We start from the raw sequence: 15,335 nt of genomic DNA on the forward strand, positions 1-15,335 counted from the left end.
GATATGCTATTTCAAGTGGGTGAGATTGCACAAAAAACAGGGCTAACCATTCGCACACTTCATCATTATGAAGAGATAGGATTACTCGTTCCAACTGCGAGAACCGATGCGGGTTATCGACTCTATAACGTACAGTGTCTCGAGCGTTTAACTCAAATTCAAATGCTCAGACAAGTGGGCGTTAAACTCAAAGACATCGGTAAGATCTTAGATGGCCATAGTGGGAATATGGCGCAATTGTTACAGCAGCGTATTAGCGCGCTTTCTGAACAGATGAAACAGATAGCCAAACTACGCTATCGGTTAGAGCAGCTTCAATTACAAATGCAAGCTGGCGATATTCTCACTCAGGCTGATTGGTTTTCCATATTGGAGATGATGTCTATGTACGACAAGTATTTTACACCGAAAGAATTAGAAAAAATGCCATTATATACGGCGAATACGTTAAAAAGCCAAGAGTGGCAGCAACGCGTAGAAACCGTTAAAAACCTTATGCAAGAAGGTGTTACACCTGACTCTGAACAAGCGCGCAAAGTGTCAGCGGAGTGGATGATCGCTTTAGAGCGTGATACTGGTGGGAACCCTGACTTTTTCGCTAGATTGAATAAAATTCATTTGTCGGATAATGAATTTGCATTGTCTTCAGGTATTACTGAGGAAATGATTGAATATGTGGCGAAAGGGTTTAGCGAACACCAGCTTGCGATTTTTAAGTCTTATTTAACGGATTCACAGTTTGCATTTGTGCGTGAACACTACTTTGAATCAGGTAAAGTATGGCCTGAATTGATTGCGGGCTTATACAGAGCGCAGCAATCAGGTGTATCGCCTGAATCACCAGAAGTGCAATCCTTGGCTAAAACATGGTTAAACATGTTTAATCAATTTACTGGGGGAGACCCTGAATTACAGGAAAAAATTCGTCAAATTTATCGCGAAAACCCTGTTATTTCACAAGGTACGTGGATGACTCCTGAAATTGGTCAATACTTATTTGCGGCCTTAACAGCGCATTAAAATCAGCCATCGTAACTAAGTCTAATGCCGCCTCAATGATGAGGCGGTTTTTATTATTTCGATTTATTATTGATAGACTTGCGATGCTTCCAATACATCATGATGGAGCCGATAAGCCCACCGATGAGCAAAAGTACAGGTAAGATCATTAATACGCTAATGACGATTTGTTCATGTTGCTTCACAAAAGGAATTTGGTTCAGTGCATATCCTAATGTCACGATAATGCCTACCCAAAGTAAGCCACTTAACCAATTGAAGAGTTGAAAACGTCGATGGCTTAACTCAGACAGCCCAGCTAATACCGGCAATAGTGTGCGGACAAAGGCTAAAAAACGACCGATGAGTAAGGCGTAAAGGCCTTGTTTATGAAACATATGGTTGGCTTTATCATGATATTCATGCGGGATCTGTGAGAGCCAACGCTTAACGATTTTTGTTTCACTCAACCACCTTCCTTGAAGAAAACCGAGCCAACACCCCAAGCTTGCCGCTGTTGTTAGTAGCAAAATGGTCGGAATAAAGTGCAGCACTCCTTTTGCAATTAAGGCTCCCGAAAGGATCAATAAGGTATCACCAGGTAAAAAAGCGGCGGGGAGTACCCCATTTTCTAGCACAATGACTACAAAGAGAACTGTGTAAATAACCCAAAGCACTTCTGGATTGGAGAGTTTAAGGAAATCATGATGCCAAAGCGCCAGCACGATTTCGCGTAGTACTTCCATAATTGTTCCTGTCTATCTACGAAAAAGCGAATTTCTTTTCTTATATTACAGGAAAAAACCACACCAAGTTTGATTTGTTTACTAAATGAGAGGATTAGTTGATAAATAAGATGATTGAATTTTCACGCTTTCATCTTGGGTCGATGATGAAAGCGTGTAACAAAACACCATTATTGGATACGTTCAAATGCCAATGTGAGGTCATCAATTAAATCTTGGGGATGCTCCAGACCAACATGAATACGGAAAAAAGTACCCTCATTGGGGGTAAAATCATACTGACGCATGCTGATAAGATCTTCTTTTTGGTATCCCAAAATCAAAGATTCATAACCTCCCCATGAATACCCCATCTTAAAATGGCTGAAGTGATTTAAGAAATTTTCAAACTGTGTTTGGGATAAGCGTGATTTTAATTGAAAAGAGAATAGCCCGTTGCTGCCACTAAAATCACGAACAAAGAATGAGTGCCCCGGACAAGAAGGAAGCGCGGGATGGAAAACCCGTTCAACTTCAGGGCGCTGCGCTAACCACTGAGCAACAGCTAAGCCATTGGTTTCATGCTGTTTGAGTCTCGTTGCTAACGTATGTAAGCCGCGACCGGCCATATATACCGTATCAGGATCGGCAGTCTGACCGAGTAAATAAGAGTTTTCGCGAAGGGGTTCAATGCAGCGCTCATTAGCAACGGCAACGCCTAACATACCATCCGAGTGACCATTAATATATTTAGTCGCAGACTGGATAGAGATGTCGATGCCTAATAATAAAGGTTTTAATAACACGCCCGCGGCCCAAGTGTTGTCAATCATAATAATAGTTTCGGGGGCTTTTTGACGTATCGCTTGCACAATAGCAGGGAGATCATGAATCTCCATAGTGATAGAACTGGGCGCTTCTAAAAAGACTATTCGAGTATTAGGACGGATAAGCTCAGCGATAGCAGCTCCAATCATCGGATCAAAATAGTCCGTTGTAACGTTTAGTTTTGTTAGGATCTTATCGCAAAAGTTTTGTGTGGGATCATAAGCTGAGCCTGTGACAAGAATATGATCTCCCGAAGAGATAAAAGATAACAGTGCATTGGTGATTGCGGCCGCCCCTGAGGGATAAAGTACCGCACCTGCACCACACTCTAATTCCGTCATCGCCTCTTGAAATGCAAAGTGAGTTTGTGTTCCACGACGCCCATAAAAAAGTACAGAATTGGCTCTGTTTTGTGTCGCATGGCGCTTCTCAGCAAGGGTGTTGAATATTACGGATGAGGTGCGTTGGATTATAGGGTTCACGCCTTTTTGAGTAAAAGCAGGGTTTCTACCAAGGTGCACGAGTTGAGTTTCTGGTTTGATCTTAGCCATATTGCGTCCTTTAGCTGCTCCTGAGCGATACGAAACAAAAAGAGAATACTTGAAGTTAAATGATTTTGTTGAAGATGTACAAGTGTAAACGTCCAATCGGATTTTTTTTCATGTCACTCAGTAATAGTCTCACTGTTGTTGAGGGCATATTTGTTAAAGCGCAAGAAATATGAAAAAAATATTGAATAGTAATAATAATTACTATCAATTCGCGCAGCGTTTGATATTATCTGCACCATCTTTTGAAAAAAGAGATGAATTGGGCGAGTCAATTTCGCTTTTATAGGTTAGTCGGTGAACGTGAAATCATCGGCACGAATTTATTAATAGAACACAGAAAAAGAGAGTATAAGGCCAACTGATGCGTAAACTAACAGCTTCTATTCTATTGGCGATAGGCCTGTTGGGGACAGCAAATGCTGAAACCACACCAGCAACAACCCCAGCGACATCCACAGCGTCAGCCCAAACAACACCAGCAGCACCGGCGACTGAAACAAATACCCCATCGGCAGCAGTACCGGCACAAACTCAAGCCGCAGCAGAAAATGGTGCAACAACACCAGTGGTTAGCGAAAGTATTGAGATTGCGACCGAAAACCAAGGTGGCTTTGATAAGGACCTATCGGTCTGGGGTATGTACCAAAATGCAGATAACGTTGTTAAAACAGTCATGATTGGTCTGGTTTTGGCATCAGTGATTACATGGGCCTTGTTCTTCTCTAAAGGCATCGAGTTATTGGCAGCGCGCCGTCGTTTAAAAGCTGAAGTAGCACAGCTTAATAAGGTCAAATCGTTAGATGAGGCAATGAGCATCGCTGAAGGTTTTAAGGCAAACAGTGTAACCCGTTTATTGTTAAAACAAGCGGTTGTGGAAAGAACACTGTCAGCACAAAGCACAGATCTTTCTGGTATTAAAGATCGCACAGGGTTCCGTCTTGAGCGTTCAATCGCTGCAATTAGCCGCCATATGGGGCGTGGAAATGGTTATTTAGCCACCATTGGGGCGATTTCTCCGTTTGTTGGGTTGTTTGGTACGGTTTGGGGGATCATGAACAGCTTCATTGGTATTGCTCACTCACAAACCACTAACTTAGCCGTTGTTGCTCCAGGGATCGCGGAAGCATTATTAGCAACAGCAATTGGTTTGATCGCAGCAATCCCTGCCGTTGTTATTTATAACATTTTTGCCAGAATGATTAATAACTACCGTGGTCAGGTCGGTGATGTTGCAGCACAGGCTGCGTTACTATTAGGTCGCGATCTGGATCTGGCAAATAGCAAAGCAAGGTAACGATTATGGCAATGCGTTTAGGTGACGAACAAGACGATAGTGGTGAAATGCACGAGATCAACGTAACACCGTTTATCGATGTTATGTTAGTTCTGTTGATTATCTTTATGGTTGCCGCTCCTTTGGCAACGGTTGATATCAAAGTGGATTTACCTGCTTCGACAGCGAAACCGCAACCACGTCCAGAAAAACCGGTCTTTCTGACGGTAAAAGCGGATAGCCAATTATTCATAGGAGACCAAGCTGTAACAAAAGAGCAGTTAGCGGCCTCTCTTGATCTGGCAACAAATGCGAATAAAGATACCACAATTTTCTTCCAAGCGGATAAGAGTGTTGATTATGAAACAATGATGGATGTAATGAATGCATTGCGTCAATCAGGGTATCTTAAAATTGGCCTAGTAGGCATGGAAGCGGCGGCGTCTAAGTAGTTCGCTAGTATCTTTTTCTATAGCAAGCGCACTTTATCCCTTTACATATAGTAGGGTGATAAGGTGCGTTTTTTATTGAGGGTTTAAATCTACAGGCACCAAACTGCATCATTGAGGTGCCTAAGTCACAATTTTTTTCTTGATTCGGTATGACGTATTGCGAGTAATGATTAGTTTTTTGAATTAATTTTATGACTTCTTTGTGATTTATCCGTTGAGTTGTATGGTTTTTTTTGTCCACTAATACATCTTTTTTTGCCTAGTTTCTCAATAAGTGATTATTAAAAATAAACTATTTTTCTATTAGGATGTTATTTTATTTTGTGAATTTTTAAGTAATTACGCGTATTTTTTATTTTTGTGTAGATAAAGGGTTTTTTATTTATCTTTTGTAACCTTTTGTTTTACATATAAAATTCTGATTATGTTATTGAGAGTATAAATACAGATTATATTTATCCATTACAAGTGTTATTGAGTAGAATAGATAATGAAATAAATTAGATTAATGCTTATTCAAATTATGATATCTATATAAATAAATCTAACAATTAAATGTTAATTATTATCTAGATAAGAAGAGTTAATTGAATAATTTGTTTTGTAACATTTTAAAGATGTCGCTATTTATGTAAATTATTATTAAAAATATATAATTATGTTTTTTATATTTAACGATAATAGTGTAACAATATGATTTTATTCAGTAAAATTAAATTTACGCTGAAATTTTAGTTAAATGAAAAAAACACTTGCGCAACAATTATGTTGAGTTATAATGCGGTCAATAACATTTAGAAATACTTTTAAACACTTTTCATCTTTCAAATTTTTTTATTTTCTTTATTCGCCAAACTAGGGAAAAATAAAGTCATCTTGATAATTTGAGTTAGTAAAAATGATCTATATCGTATTATTTTTTAACTTACGGATGAATGTGTTTTTAAGTTAATAAATGTTATTACTGGAGTCAAATGGGCTGACTTCAGACTACGCATAGCATGCAACGCCGTTATACGGCAATTTCATATTATACTCCTCTACTATAGATAAAATAAGACTACACATTCCCGCGTTATCTCTGATAACGCTTTTTTTTTGTTTGAATTTCTTTTATAAAACATAAAGTTAATGTAAGTTTTCAAAAATCTTCATGTTAATGGCAAAACCTGAGATGCAATATAATCAACCTAGGGTATTGCGAGCCATCCTTTTATTTTCGATAGGTTATTATATCTGCTGTAAAAATCAGCGATTGAAGGGATAGACCGTGAAATATTTATAGCATATAGCTTCCCGAAACTAATTATCGGAGTATGATGTTATCCCTATCTGCTGTGGGGAATATGCCAATTTGCTTTCTTGCAACCATTGGGGGCTTGTGAAGCGGGCATGCTATACAACGGCGGGGTTCTCTGCCAGGTTCTGGCGCGAATGAATTGGACGTTAAAATGACTTGGTCTGAGTTTAAATCTCACTATCTCATCCGTTTTTGGAAACCTCTACCTGCGGTTATTGCGGCAGGGATCTTATCCACCTATTACTTTGGTTTAACAGGTACATTCTGGGCTGTTACTGGTGAATTCACCCGTTGGGGTGGGCATATCATGCAGTTATTCGGTGCTGAACCCGAAAACTGGGGATATTTTAAAGTCATTGGCTTAGAAGGTAGCCCCCTAGATAGAATTGATGGTGTGATGATCATCGGTATGTTTGCGGGGTGTTTTGCGGCTGCGTTATGGGCAAATAACGTAAAATTACGTATGCCACAACACAAGATACGTATTTTCCAAGCAATTATTGGCGGTATTATCGCTGGTTTCGGTGCGCGTTTAGCGATGGGGTGCAACTTAGCCGCATTTTTTACTGGGATCCCTCAGTTTTCTCTGCACGCATGGTATTTTGCTATCGCAACCGCAGTAGGCTCCTATTTCGGTGCTAAATTCACATTAATGCCGATGTTCAGGATCCCTGTTAAGCTCAAAAAAGTCTCTGCCGCTTCTCCATTAACACAACACCTAGATGTGGCAAAAAAACGCTTTAAATTAGGGATGACTATCTTTTTAGTCGCGATCGCGTGGGGCTTTTATACCTTATGGGATGCGCCCGTATTAGGTATCGCCATTCTATGCGGTATTGGGTTTGGTTTGCTTATTGAACGAGCACAAATTTGTTTCACCTCCGCTTTCCGTGACTTATGGATCACCGGAAGAACACATATGGCAAAAGCCATTATTATTGGTATGGCGGTGAGCGCAATTGGTATTTTTAGTTATGTACAATTAGGTGCAACGCCAAAAATTTTATGGGCTGGCCCGAATGCCATTATTGGCGGATTATTGTTTGGGTTTGGTATTGTGCTTGCGGGGGGCTGTGAAACGGGCTGGATGTACCGTGCCGTAGAAGGGCAAGTCCATTATTGGTGGGTCGGTTTCGGTAATATTATCGGAGCAACCATCCTTGCTTACTATTGGGATGATTTAGGCCCTTGGTTAGCAACAGATTTCGATAAAGTGAATTTGCTAGAAACCTTTGGTCCACAAGGGGGATTAGCGGTGACTTATCTGTTGTTAGCTTTAGCATTTATCTTGATGTTGGTGTGGGAACGCTATTTTTTCCGTAAACGTCAATCACCAGTTTCAACATCAGCGGAGGTTGTATGAGTCATAAAGAAATCATTCCGGACTATCGATTAGATATGGTCGGGGAGCCTTGCCCTTATCCGGCCGTAGCGACATTGGAAGCGATGCCATCCTTAAAAAAAGGGGAAATATTAGAGGTGGTCAGTGATTGCCCACAATCAATTAATAATATCCCTTTGGATGCCAAAAATTATGGTTATACCGTGCTGGATATTCAGCAAGATGGACCAACTATACGTTATTTGATCCAGAAATAACGATACTTGCCATACTTTAAGTTGCAGCGCTGTTGGCGGCTTCCACAGACCCTAGTGACATACTTATGTATGCTTCTAGGGATCTGCTCGTTTGCCGCCTTGCTGCAACCTGAATGAGTTAGATGATCTGCTGAAGTGAGCTTCGAGGTTCCCGCCTCAGAGAGATATTGGCATTATAGGCTTATGAATTGCCATGTTAATCATTAAATAATAATAGGTGGCAATCCCCCTATTTGCTAAATCACGGTTCTTCTTGCCAGTTAGTTAAATCAAGAACAAGTTCACATTCATCGTCTAAATAAGCCCCTGTAGGAATAAAACCAAGCTTTTTATAGAATTCAAACGGGCTTTCTTCTCCTTCGCCACAGCTATTATAAAGTCGTGGATAACCTTTCTTTTTTAAATAGCGGATCACTTGAAGAAGGGCTTCGCGACCAAAGCCTAATTTTTGATAAGGCTCTGCTATCATAAAGCGCCATAGCATAATTCCATCATATTCAAGCTCGTCATCATCTAGCCCCGAATGCAGCATAATAAAACCAACGGGAACATCGTCAGCATATATACCGCGATACCATGCACAATCGGAAAATTGAGCTTCAACAATAGAATAGGCATTATCCGCTACCATACCGCGTTGTGCTTCGCTGAGCGTATGGCTGAGTAGGCAAATTTCCGAAAAATTATCTGCCGTAATTTTTTGTAGCGTGACAACTGAATGTTCATCCACTTCGGGTTCGATGAGCTCTTTCATAACAATTCCTGCGATTGAAGTTGACCTTATTTTGATAGTTAACGTGATTCGTTTAGTTATTTTTATTTAACAAATAAACGTTGCGATAATTTTGTTATCAAGATGTAATTCAATTCACCAGAGATTGAGTAGGCAGTCAATGAATTAATAGTGGCAATGCTAGCGAGGTCTAAAAAGTGATGGCAACACGGTGGATCGTCTGCTGCCATCTGGGGATATGGTATCGATTAATGTTCAGCTTCACCGCCGAGAACATCAATAAGGCGTGCAATCAGGGCGCTCAGTTCCCCTGTCATAAGTACATAATCGGCATCAAAACGCTGAGCATAATCTTCTTTACCGATATCATCGTTTTGTTCTTTTAATGTATCACTGAATTTTAGTCTTTTCAGTGAACCATCATCAGACAGCATAAATTGGATCCGTTCTTCCCAGTCTAAAACCAGTTTAGTCACTAATTTTCCAGCCTCAATATGGGTCGCAATTTCATCAGAAATCAGCTCCTGCTTTTTACAACGAATGATGCCACCTTCCTCTAGAATGGCTTTTAACTCTGCTTCATCCATTACGGCAAAACCTTGAGGCAGAGAGCCTGAGCGGATCCATTCGGTTAACGTTAGCTCAATAGGATCTTTAAAAGTTAGCGGCACAACAGGCAGTGAACCGAGGCTTTTACGCAATAGTGCTAAATTATCCTCTGCACGTTTAGCGCTGGCGGCATCAACAATAATCAATTGATTGACGGTATCAATCCAAATGTAGGTTTTATTGTATTTGCTGAATGCTCTTGGTAATAAGGCATGGACAACCTCATCTTTAAGAGAATCTTTTTCTGTTTTTTTCAGTTTACGGCCTTGGTCTGCTTCAAGTTTTTCGATTTTTTCTTGTAGCTCCTGTTTGATGACAGGGGAAGGCAGCATTTTTTCTTCTTTTTTGGCACAGATCAGTATTTGGTTACCCGCGGCATGGGTCAAAGCATCAGAACCTTTCATGGGTGACACCCATCCCGTTTTCATCATGTCTTGACTACCACAAGGATGATAGGCCAGAGGGGCAAGTTGTCTTTCCAGATCGTCAGCACTGAGAGCCAGATCACGATTCAGACGATAGACCAATATATTCTTGAACCACATGAAAAACCTACCTTTGTTGATGGATTACCTGTTTTAGCCGGTGGCTATGATAACGAATTGTCGGTTATTAAGCGAAAAAAAATGCCTTTTTGGCGTATTTGTTGTGTTTATAGGCCTCAGTTTTGTCGCTAATCGCTTGAAATCGATAGGGTATATAGGCAATGATACAGAAAATAGCTAAGTAGTGGGTGTGATGATGAGAATTGGAATTGACCTTGGTGGTACAAAAATAGAAGTGATTGCATTAGATGATAATGGCGAAACTCTATTTAGAAAGCGCGTGGCGACGCCCAGAGGAGACTATAACGCAACGTTAAATGCGATTGCAGGTCTTGTTCATGATGCCGAAGTGGCCACGGCGAGAAAAGGAAGTGTGGGAGTTGGGATCCCCGGGACACTATCACCTGTGACAGGTAAAGTGAAAAATGCCAATTCCACATGGCTCAACGGTCAATTTTTTGATGTAGATTTAGCGCGAATACTTGAGCGGCCTGTAAAAGTCGCCAACGATGCTAACTGCCTTGCTGTTTCAGAAGCCGTTGATGGTGCAGGCAAAGGGGCAAAAGTGGTATTTGCAGTGATCATTGGTACGGGATGTGGTGCTGGTATTGCGATCAATGGTCAGGTTCATTCTGGTGGTAATGGGGTCGCGGGGGAATGGGGCCATAATCCATTGCCTTGGCAAGATAGCCAAGACGCATTGTTTCTTCAAGAAGAGCAATGCTATTGCGGGCTAACAGGGTGCACTGAACTATTCGTATCTGGAACAGGTTTTATGGCGGACTATCGTAAATTGTCTGGTGAAACCAAAATAGGTTCAGAAATCATCGAATTGATGAAGTCTGGGGATCCACATGCAATAGCCGCAATGACACATTACCAATCTCGGCTTGCTAGAGCATTAGCTCAAGTTATCAATATGCTCGATCCCGATGTCATTGTGCTCGGTGGTGGAATGAGTAATGTCGAAGGCTTATATCAAACATTACCTTCACTGGTGAAAAACTGGGTATTCGGTCGTGAATGTGATACGCCAATTCGGCAGGCCATTCATGGTGACTCAAGTGGGGTGCGTGGGGCTGCATGGCTTTGGCCTAAATAGTTATGTACCGTCAATAATTTTGTGACTTATATATGATTAAATAGTGCTTATTAAGATAAACAGTGACTTCGATGGACAAGAGAGGCACTGTTTATCAACGCTTATCGAAATATCAACGAATAGAACGCACACATTCACTATATGTAATGCTGTTTGTACTATTTTTACAGAGAATATAAGCAAGGGTTATTTTGCACAAATCAACGTAAGGGGAATTACGGTGAATACTATTTTTAAATTATCAGCATTAGCTTTATTCGTGGCATTCAATGCCAATGCCGCAACAGTTGATTTACGTGTTATGGAAACGTCTGACATACACAGCAACTTGATTGATTTCGATTATTTTAAGGATAAACCAACGGATCAATTTGGATTGGTGCGTACTGCAAGTTTAATTAAGGCGGCTAAAGGTGAAGTGACAAATGCCGCCTTAGTTGATAATGGTGATTTAATTCAAGGCAGTCCTTTAGCGGATTATATGGCAGCAAAAGGCCTTGAGGAAGGGGAGTCACATCCTGCTCATAGTCTAATGAATACAATGGGCTATACTGTAGGTAACTTTGGTAACCATGAATTTAATTTTGGTTTAGATTATCTGCAAAAGGCAATTGCAGGGGCAAAATTCCCTTATGTTAACGCCAATATCATCGATGCTAAAACGGGTAAAAACTATTTTACTCCTTATATTATTGTTGATACTCCCGTCAAAGATCGTGATGGAAAAACCCATAACTTAAAAATTGGTTATATTGGTTTTGTTCCCCCACAAATTATGATTTGGGATAAACCCAATCTTAGTGGCAAAGTGACGGTCAACGATATTACGGAAACCGCCAAAAAATTTGTGCCTCAAATGAAAAAAGAAGGTGCTGATTTAGTGGTGGCAATCCCTCACTCCGGTTTTTCACAAGAGCCCTATAAGGCAATGGCTGAAAACTCTGTTTATTATCTGAGTGAAGTACCGGGAATAGATGCGATTATGTTTGGTCACTCTCATGGGGTATTTCCAAGTAAAGATTTCGCCAATATTAAAGGTGTTGATATTACCAAAGGTACCGTTAACGGGATCCCAGCGGTGATGCCAGGCCAATGGGGTGATCACCTTGGTGTCGTCGACTTAGTCGTCAATAATGACGATGGCAGTTGGAAAGTTGTTGATGCGAATGCGCATGCTCGACCCGTTTATGATAAAGCCAACAAAAAAGCGCTGGTTGAGCGTGATGATGAATTAGCGAAGATCATTGATAAACCTCATAACGATACTCGTCAGTTTGTCGGGAAATTGATCGGAAAAGCCTCCGATAATATGTACAGTTATTTGGCATTAGTTCAAAGCGATCCAACGGTACAGATAGTGAATGATGCGCAAGTTGATTATACGAAACATTATATTCAAGGTGACCCTGACCTTGCTGACTTGCCTGTATTATCTGCTGCTGCTCCGTTCAAAGTAGGTGGACGTAAAAATGCGCCTGACGAATTTGTTGAGGTTGAAAAAGGAGATCTAACCTTCCGCAATGCCGCTGATTTGTATTTATATCCAAATACACTAGTGGTTGTGAAAGCGACAGGTGCCGAAGTGGTCGAGTGGCTGGAGTGTTCAGCGGGTATGTTTAACCGTATTGATCCTCAATCAACATCACCGCAAAGCTTAATTAACTGGGATGGCTTTAGAACTTATAATTTTGACACTATCAGTGGGATAAATTATCAAATCGACCTCACTGAGCCTGCAAAATATGATGTAGATTGCCAGCTAGTCAATAAACAAGCGAATAGAATTAAGCATGTCACTTATCAAGGGAAACCAATAGACCCGAAAGCTACCTTCTTAGTTGCAACCAATAATTATCGAGCATACGGCGGTAAATTTGCCGGAACGGGCGATAATCATATTGCGTTTGCTTCCCCAGATGAAAACCGTGCCGTATTGGCCTCTTATATTGCGAAAGTTTCTAAAGAACACGGTGAGGTTACCAGTAGAGCTGATAATAATTGGTCATTCTTGCCAATTAAAACAGATAAGGCTCTCGATATTCGTTTTGAAACCTCTCAGAGTGATAAAGCTGCGAAATTCATTCAGCAGAATGCCCAATACCCATTAAAACAGGTAGGCACTGATGATATTGGTTTTGCTATTTACCAAATAGACTTAACTGAGAAATAAGCAGTGTCGAATTTAGTACCATTATTAAAATTTGATCATTAAAAGCCTCATTATTGTTAATTTCATTTTAATAATAATGGGGCTTTTTTATTGAAGGTATAAAAATCACTACCTCGTTATTAAAGATAAAAGCTGAAAAATGTCATTAATAGGCGGTGAAAACAGGAGATACAATTCTGATATATAACAAAAGGGTTAGTCTAATTATGTTTGTGTTTCTATCTAAGAATGAAATAAACAATAAGAGAAATATTAATTTTTTTATATATTTTTAATGTTAATTAATTTTTTTTCATTACAAAAAGTTCTGTTCAATATATTCATTTTTTTAATATGAAATTTTTCTAAAAAAAGAAGATGAACTCATTTTTTATAATATCATTCAAAAAATGATTTTCTATAAAGGACGCTTTTTCAAGATGAAATCCAAAGATAATGTAATGTAAATATTAGTTATGTAATTAAATAGGTAACTTTACACAATTTTAAATTGTGAAAGGGGGCGCTTTTTTATTTTTAGTTTCTATTATTGATGATTGATTTATGATTAAATTTTAATATAAATGAGTTACTCTAATCGCGAGTATTAATGATGATAATCTAAAAATGCAAATAGGTTGATATATATTAATACATAAAATTGATTTTTTTGGTGTTAATGTCGATTTTTCAACATTAAGTAGATTTTTTATCTTCTTTAATTGCTTGTTGATTTCTAAATCAGATGTTAATTCTGGTTTGGGATATTTGATTAACATTATGTTTTTATTGGCGTTGTTTGACTTCCGATAATTCTAGTTTCTATTTTTATTTTCATAATATATTTTACTCTTTCGTGAGTGGTGTTATTTGTTTTTAAATTATGGATACGTAATATATTTGACAAGAACTAATCTGAATCAATGTGTGAATAATAAATTCAGAGGTACCCGCATATGGAAAATGAAAGATATAAATATTCATTGTCTGTTGGGCAAAGAATAAAGTCACTGAGATTGCAAAATGGTTGGAGTGGAGAAGCATTAGGTAAAATAACAGGAATAAGCCAACAGCAAATTTCTAGATTTGAACGTGGAGTTAATAGAATTGATGTCGAATCATTAGCAAAATTTGCTAATGCCTTTAATGTAGATATCGTCGTGTTATTGTCTGATTATGACAAAACTATTTACGATAAAAATATATTTGTCGCGAATACTTTAGTTATTTAGTTTTTGGAATGTTGTCTTAAATGGATTTAGCTCTTACTTAAATGTGTAGTCAGTTGTCCTTATTTTTAATAATAAAGGATTGGAATTGTTTTATCTTAACAAAGGTTAAATATGAAAAAATCACTTTTAGTTTTATTCATTGCAAACTTGGCGTGATAATTTGCCAGATACTAAGCAATTGCAAGCTGGCTATATGAATAACTTTAAAGGTATTGGTTATAGCTTTACCTATATAAAAATGTATCGAAATGGCGATCAGGGTGGAGATAATAACTATATGTTTAACGTCTCTGTACCATTCTCACTTTGGTATCCAGAACAGAATACGTTATTAAGTAGCTCCATAACACGTTCTGATTCAGATCATCGTTGGTCAAATAATACGACAATTAGTAGCTCTTTCGGTGAAGATAATTCTATTTCTTGGAACGCGACAGCGAGTGATATTGGTAATTCAAACAGTAGCTTCTCTGGAAATATTCAGAAAGATTTCTCTTCGGCTTCTGTAAACGCGGGTTATTCACAAGGTAATAATTACAAGTCATTATCGGTGGGAGCAAGTGGTGCATTAGTGGCTTATCAAGGTGGCGTTATTCCGTCTCGCTATTTAAGTGATACTTTTGCGATTGTGGAAGCTAATGAAGCGGAAGGTGCATCAGTAGCCTCATGGAGTAATATTGTTATTAATGATAGCGGAAAAGCCGTTGTACCTTCATTAGTACCTTATCAATATAATACACTGTATCTTAATACAGAAAATATGGATACAGATGTTGAATTAGATAATAACTTAGCCAAGATAGCACCTTATGCAGGGTCTGCGGTATTAGTGAAATTTAATACACAAAAAGGTAACAACATTACTTATCGTATTATTTTACAAGATAAAAAAGCAGTGCCGTTTGGTGCCGATATTTATGATGAAAATAATAATAAGATTGGTTTAGTTGGGCAAGGTGGCTTAGTACATTTTAATTCTCAATCTGAACAAGGAACAGTTATTGTTAAATGGGGTGAAGGTAGTCATCAACGTTGTAAGTTTGATTATAACATCTCAAGTAATAGTTCTATTTCTGAATCTGTTTGTTATTTTTATTAAGGTTGTATGTTGTTTAAGAAGAAATGATTTCTTAAAGTGCTACTGTGCCTTATTTAATTTACGGTTTTTAGAGTTAATAAGTTTCGATACTTTTCTAAAATATGAAAATTAGTATCTTTTAAAGATTAACTATTCAGTG

Annotated in this window: 13 protein-coding genes; 9 read left to right on the top strand and 4 right to left on the bottom strand. The window is 38.8% G+C overall.

Annotation, left to right across the window (positions count from 1 at the left end; genetic code table 11):
* The first annotated feature begins 3 nt into the window (after positions 1-3).
* On the top strand, positions 4-1,020 hold the full coding sequence (locus tag M1E93_RS02980) for a MerR family transcriptional regulator (protein ID WP_426207089.1): 1,017 nt from the start codon (positions 4-6) through the stop codon (positions 1,018-1,020).
* 53 nt (positions 1,021-1,073) lie between these two features.
* Here M1E93_RS02980 and M1E93_RS02985 read toward each other — a convergent pair whose 3' ends face one another.
* A complete protein-coding gene (locus M1E93_RS02985) occupies positions 1,074-1,745 on the bottom strand; it encodes a DedA family protein (protein ID WP_004926866.1) in 672 nt (223 codons plus the stop codon).
* Positions 1,746-1,915: 170 nt separating this feature from the next.
* Entirely contained in the window at positions 1,916-3,103 is a 1,188-nt protein-coding gene (gene metC / locus M1E93_RS02990; protein WP_014656794.1) for a cystathionine beta-lyase, read from the bottom strand.
* Between the two features lie 361 nt (positions 3,104-3,464).
* Between metC and exbB the strand changes: the two genes are divergently transcribed.
* The 4 genes from exbB to yedF all read left to right on the top strand — a co-directional run bounded on the left by exbB (position 3,465) and on the right by yedF (position 7,727).
* Entirely contained in the window at positions 3,465-4,397 is a 933-nt protein-coding gene (gene exbB / locus M1E93_RS02995; RefSeq protein ID WP_426207090.1) for a tonB-system energizer ExbB, read from the top strand.
* Positions 4,398-4,402: 5 nt separating this feature from the next.
* On the top strand, positions 4,403-4,828 hold the full coding sequence (gene exbD, locus M1E93_RS03000) for a TonB system transport protein ExbD (RefSeq protein WP_004926875.1): 426 nt from the start codon (positions 4,403-4,405) through the stop codon (positions 4,826-4,828).
* 1,451 nt (positions 4,829-6,279) lie between these two features.
* Positions 6,280-7,491, top strand: a complete 1,212-nt coding sequence (gene yedE / locus M1E93_RS03005) for a selenium metabolism membrane protein YedE/FdhT (RefSeq protein WP_014656793.1) — start codon at positions 6,280-6,282, stop codon at positions 7,489-7,491.
* Positions 7,488-7,727: a sulfurtransferase-like selenium metabolism protein YedF gene (gene yedF / locus M1E93_RS03010; protein WP_004926886.1), complete on the top strand. Its 240-nt coding sequence runs from the start codon at positions 7,488-7,490 to the stop codon at positions 7,725-7,727. The genes yedE and yedF overlap by 4 nt, the downstream gene beginning before the upstream one ends.
* 241 nt (positions 7,728-7,968) lie before the next feature.
* Here yedF and M1E93_RS03015 read toward each other — a convergent pair whose 3' ends face one another.
* Positions 7,969-8,481, bottom strand: a complete 513-nt coding sequence (locus tag M1E93_RS03015) for a GNAT family N-acetyltransferase (protein ID WP_004926889.1) — start codon at positions 8,479-8,481, stop codon at positions 7,969-7,971.
* A gap of 227 nt (positions 8,482-8,708) precedes the next feature.
* Positions 8,709-9,614, bottom strand: coding sequence for a recombination-associated protein RdgC (gene rdgC / locus M1E93_RS03020; RefSeq protein ID WP_426207091.1), 906 nt, complete (start codon positions 9,612-9,614; stop codon positions 8,709-8,711).
* 196 nt (positions 9,615-9,810) lie between these two features.
* Here rdgC and mak point away from each other — a divergent pair, with 196 nt between their 5' ends.
* From mak to M1E93_RS03040, 4 genes are all read left to right on the top strand, one after another.
* Positions 9,811-10,716 (top strand): fructokinase, encoded by a 906-nt coding sequence (gene mak / locus M1E93_RS03025; protein ID WP_014656791.1) that lies wholly within the window; start codon positions 9,811-9,813, stop codon positions 10,714-10,716.
* Positions 10,717-10,936: 220 nt separating this feature from the next.
* On the top strand, positions 10,937-12,886 hold the full coding sequence (locus tag M1E93_RS03030; protein ID WP_426207092.1) for a bifunctional 2',3'-cyclic-nucleotide 2'-phosphodiesterase/3'-nucleotidase: 1,950 nt from the start codon (positions 10,937-10,939) through the stop codon (positions 12,884-12,886).
* A 935-nt stretch (positions 12,887-13,821) separates the two neighbouring features.
* Positions 13,822-14,097 (top strand): helix-turn-helix domain-containing protein, encoded by a 276-nt coding sequence (locus M1E93_RS03035; protein ID WP_004926910.1) that lies wholly within the window; start codon positions 13,822-13,824, stop codon positions 14,095-14,097.
* A 139-nt stretch (positions 14,098-14,236) separates the two neighbouring features.
* Positions 14,237-15,196 carry a fimbria/pilus outer membrane usher protein gene (locus M1E93_RS03040; protein ID WP_426207093.1) on the top strand — a complete coding sequence of 320 codons (960 nt, stop codon included), beginning with the start codon at positions 14,237-14,239 and terminating at the stop codon, positions 15,194-15,196.
* The last annotated feature ends 139 nt before the right edge of the window (positions 15,197-15,335 follow it).

The organism is Providencia sp. PROV272 (genome assembly GCF_049901975.1).
Lineage (GTDB): Bacteria > Pseudomonadota > Gammaproteobacteria > Enterobacterales > Enterobacteriaceae > Providencia > Providencia stuartii.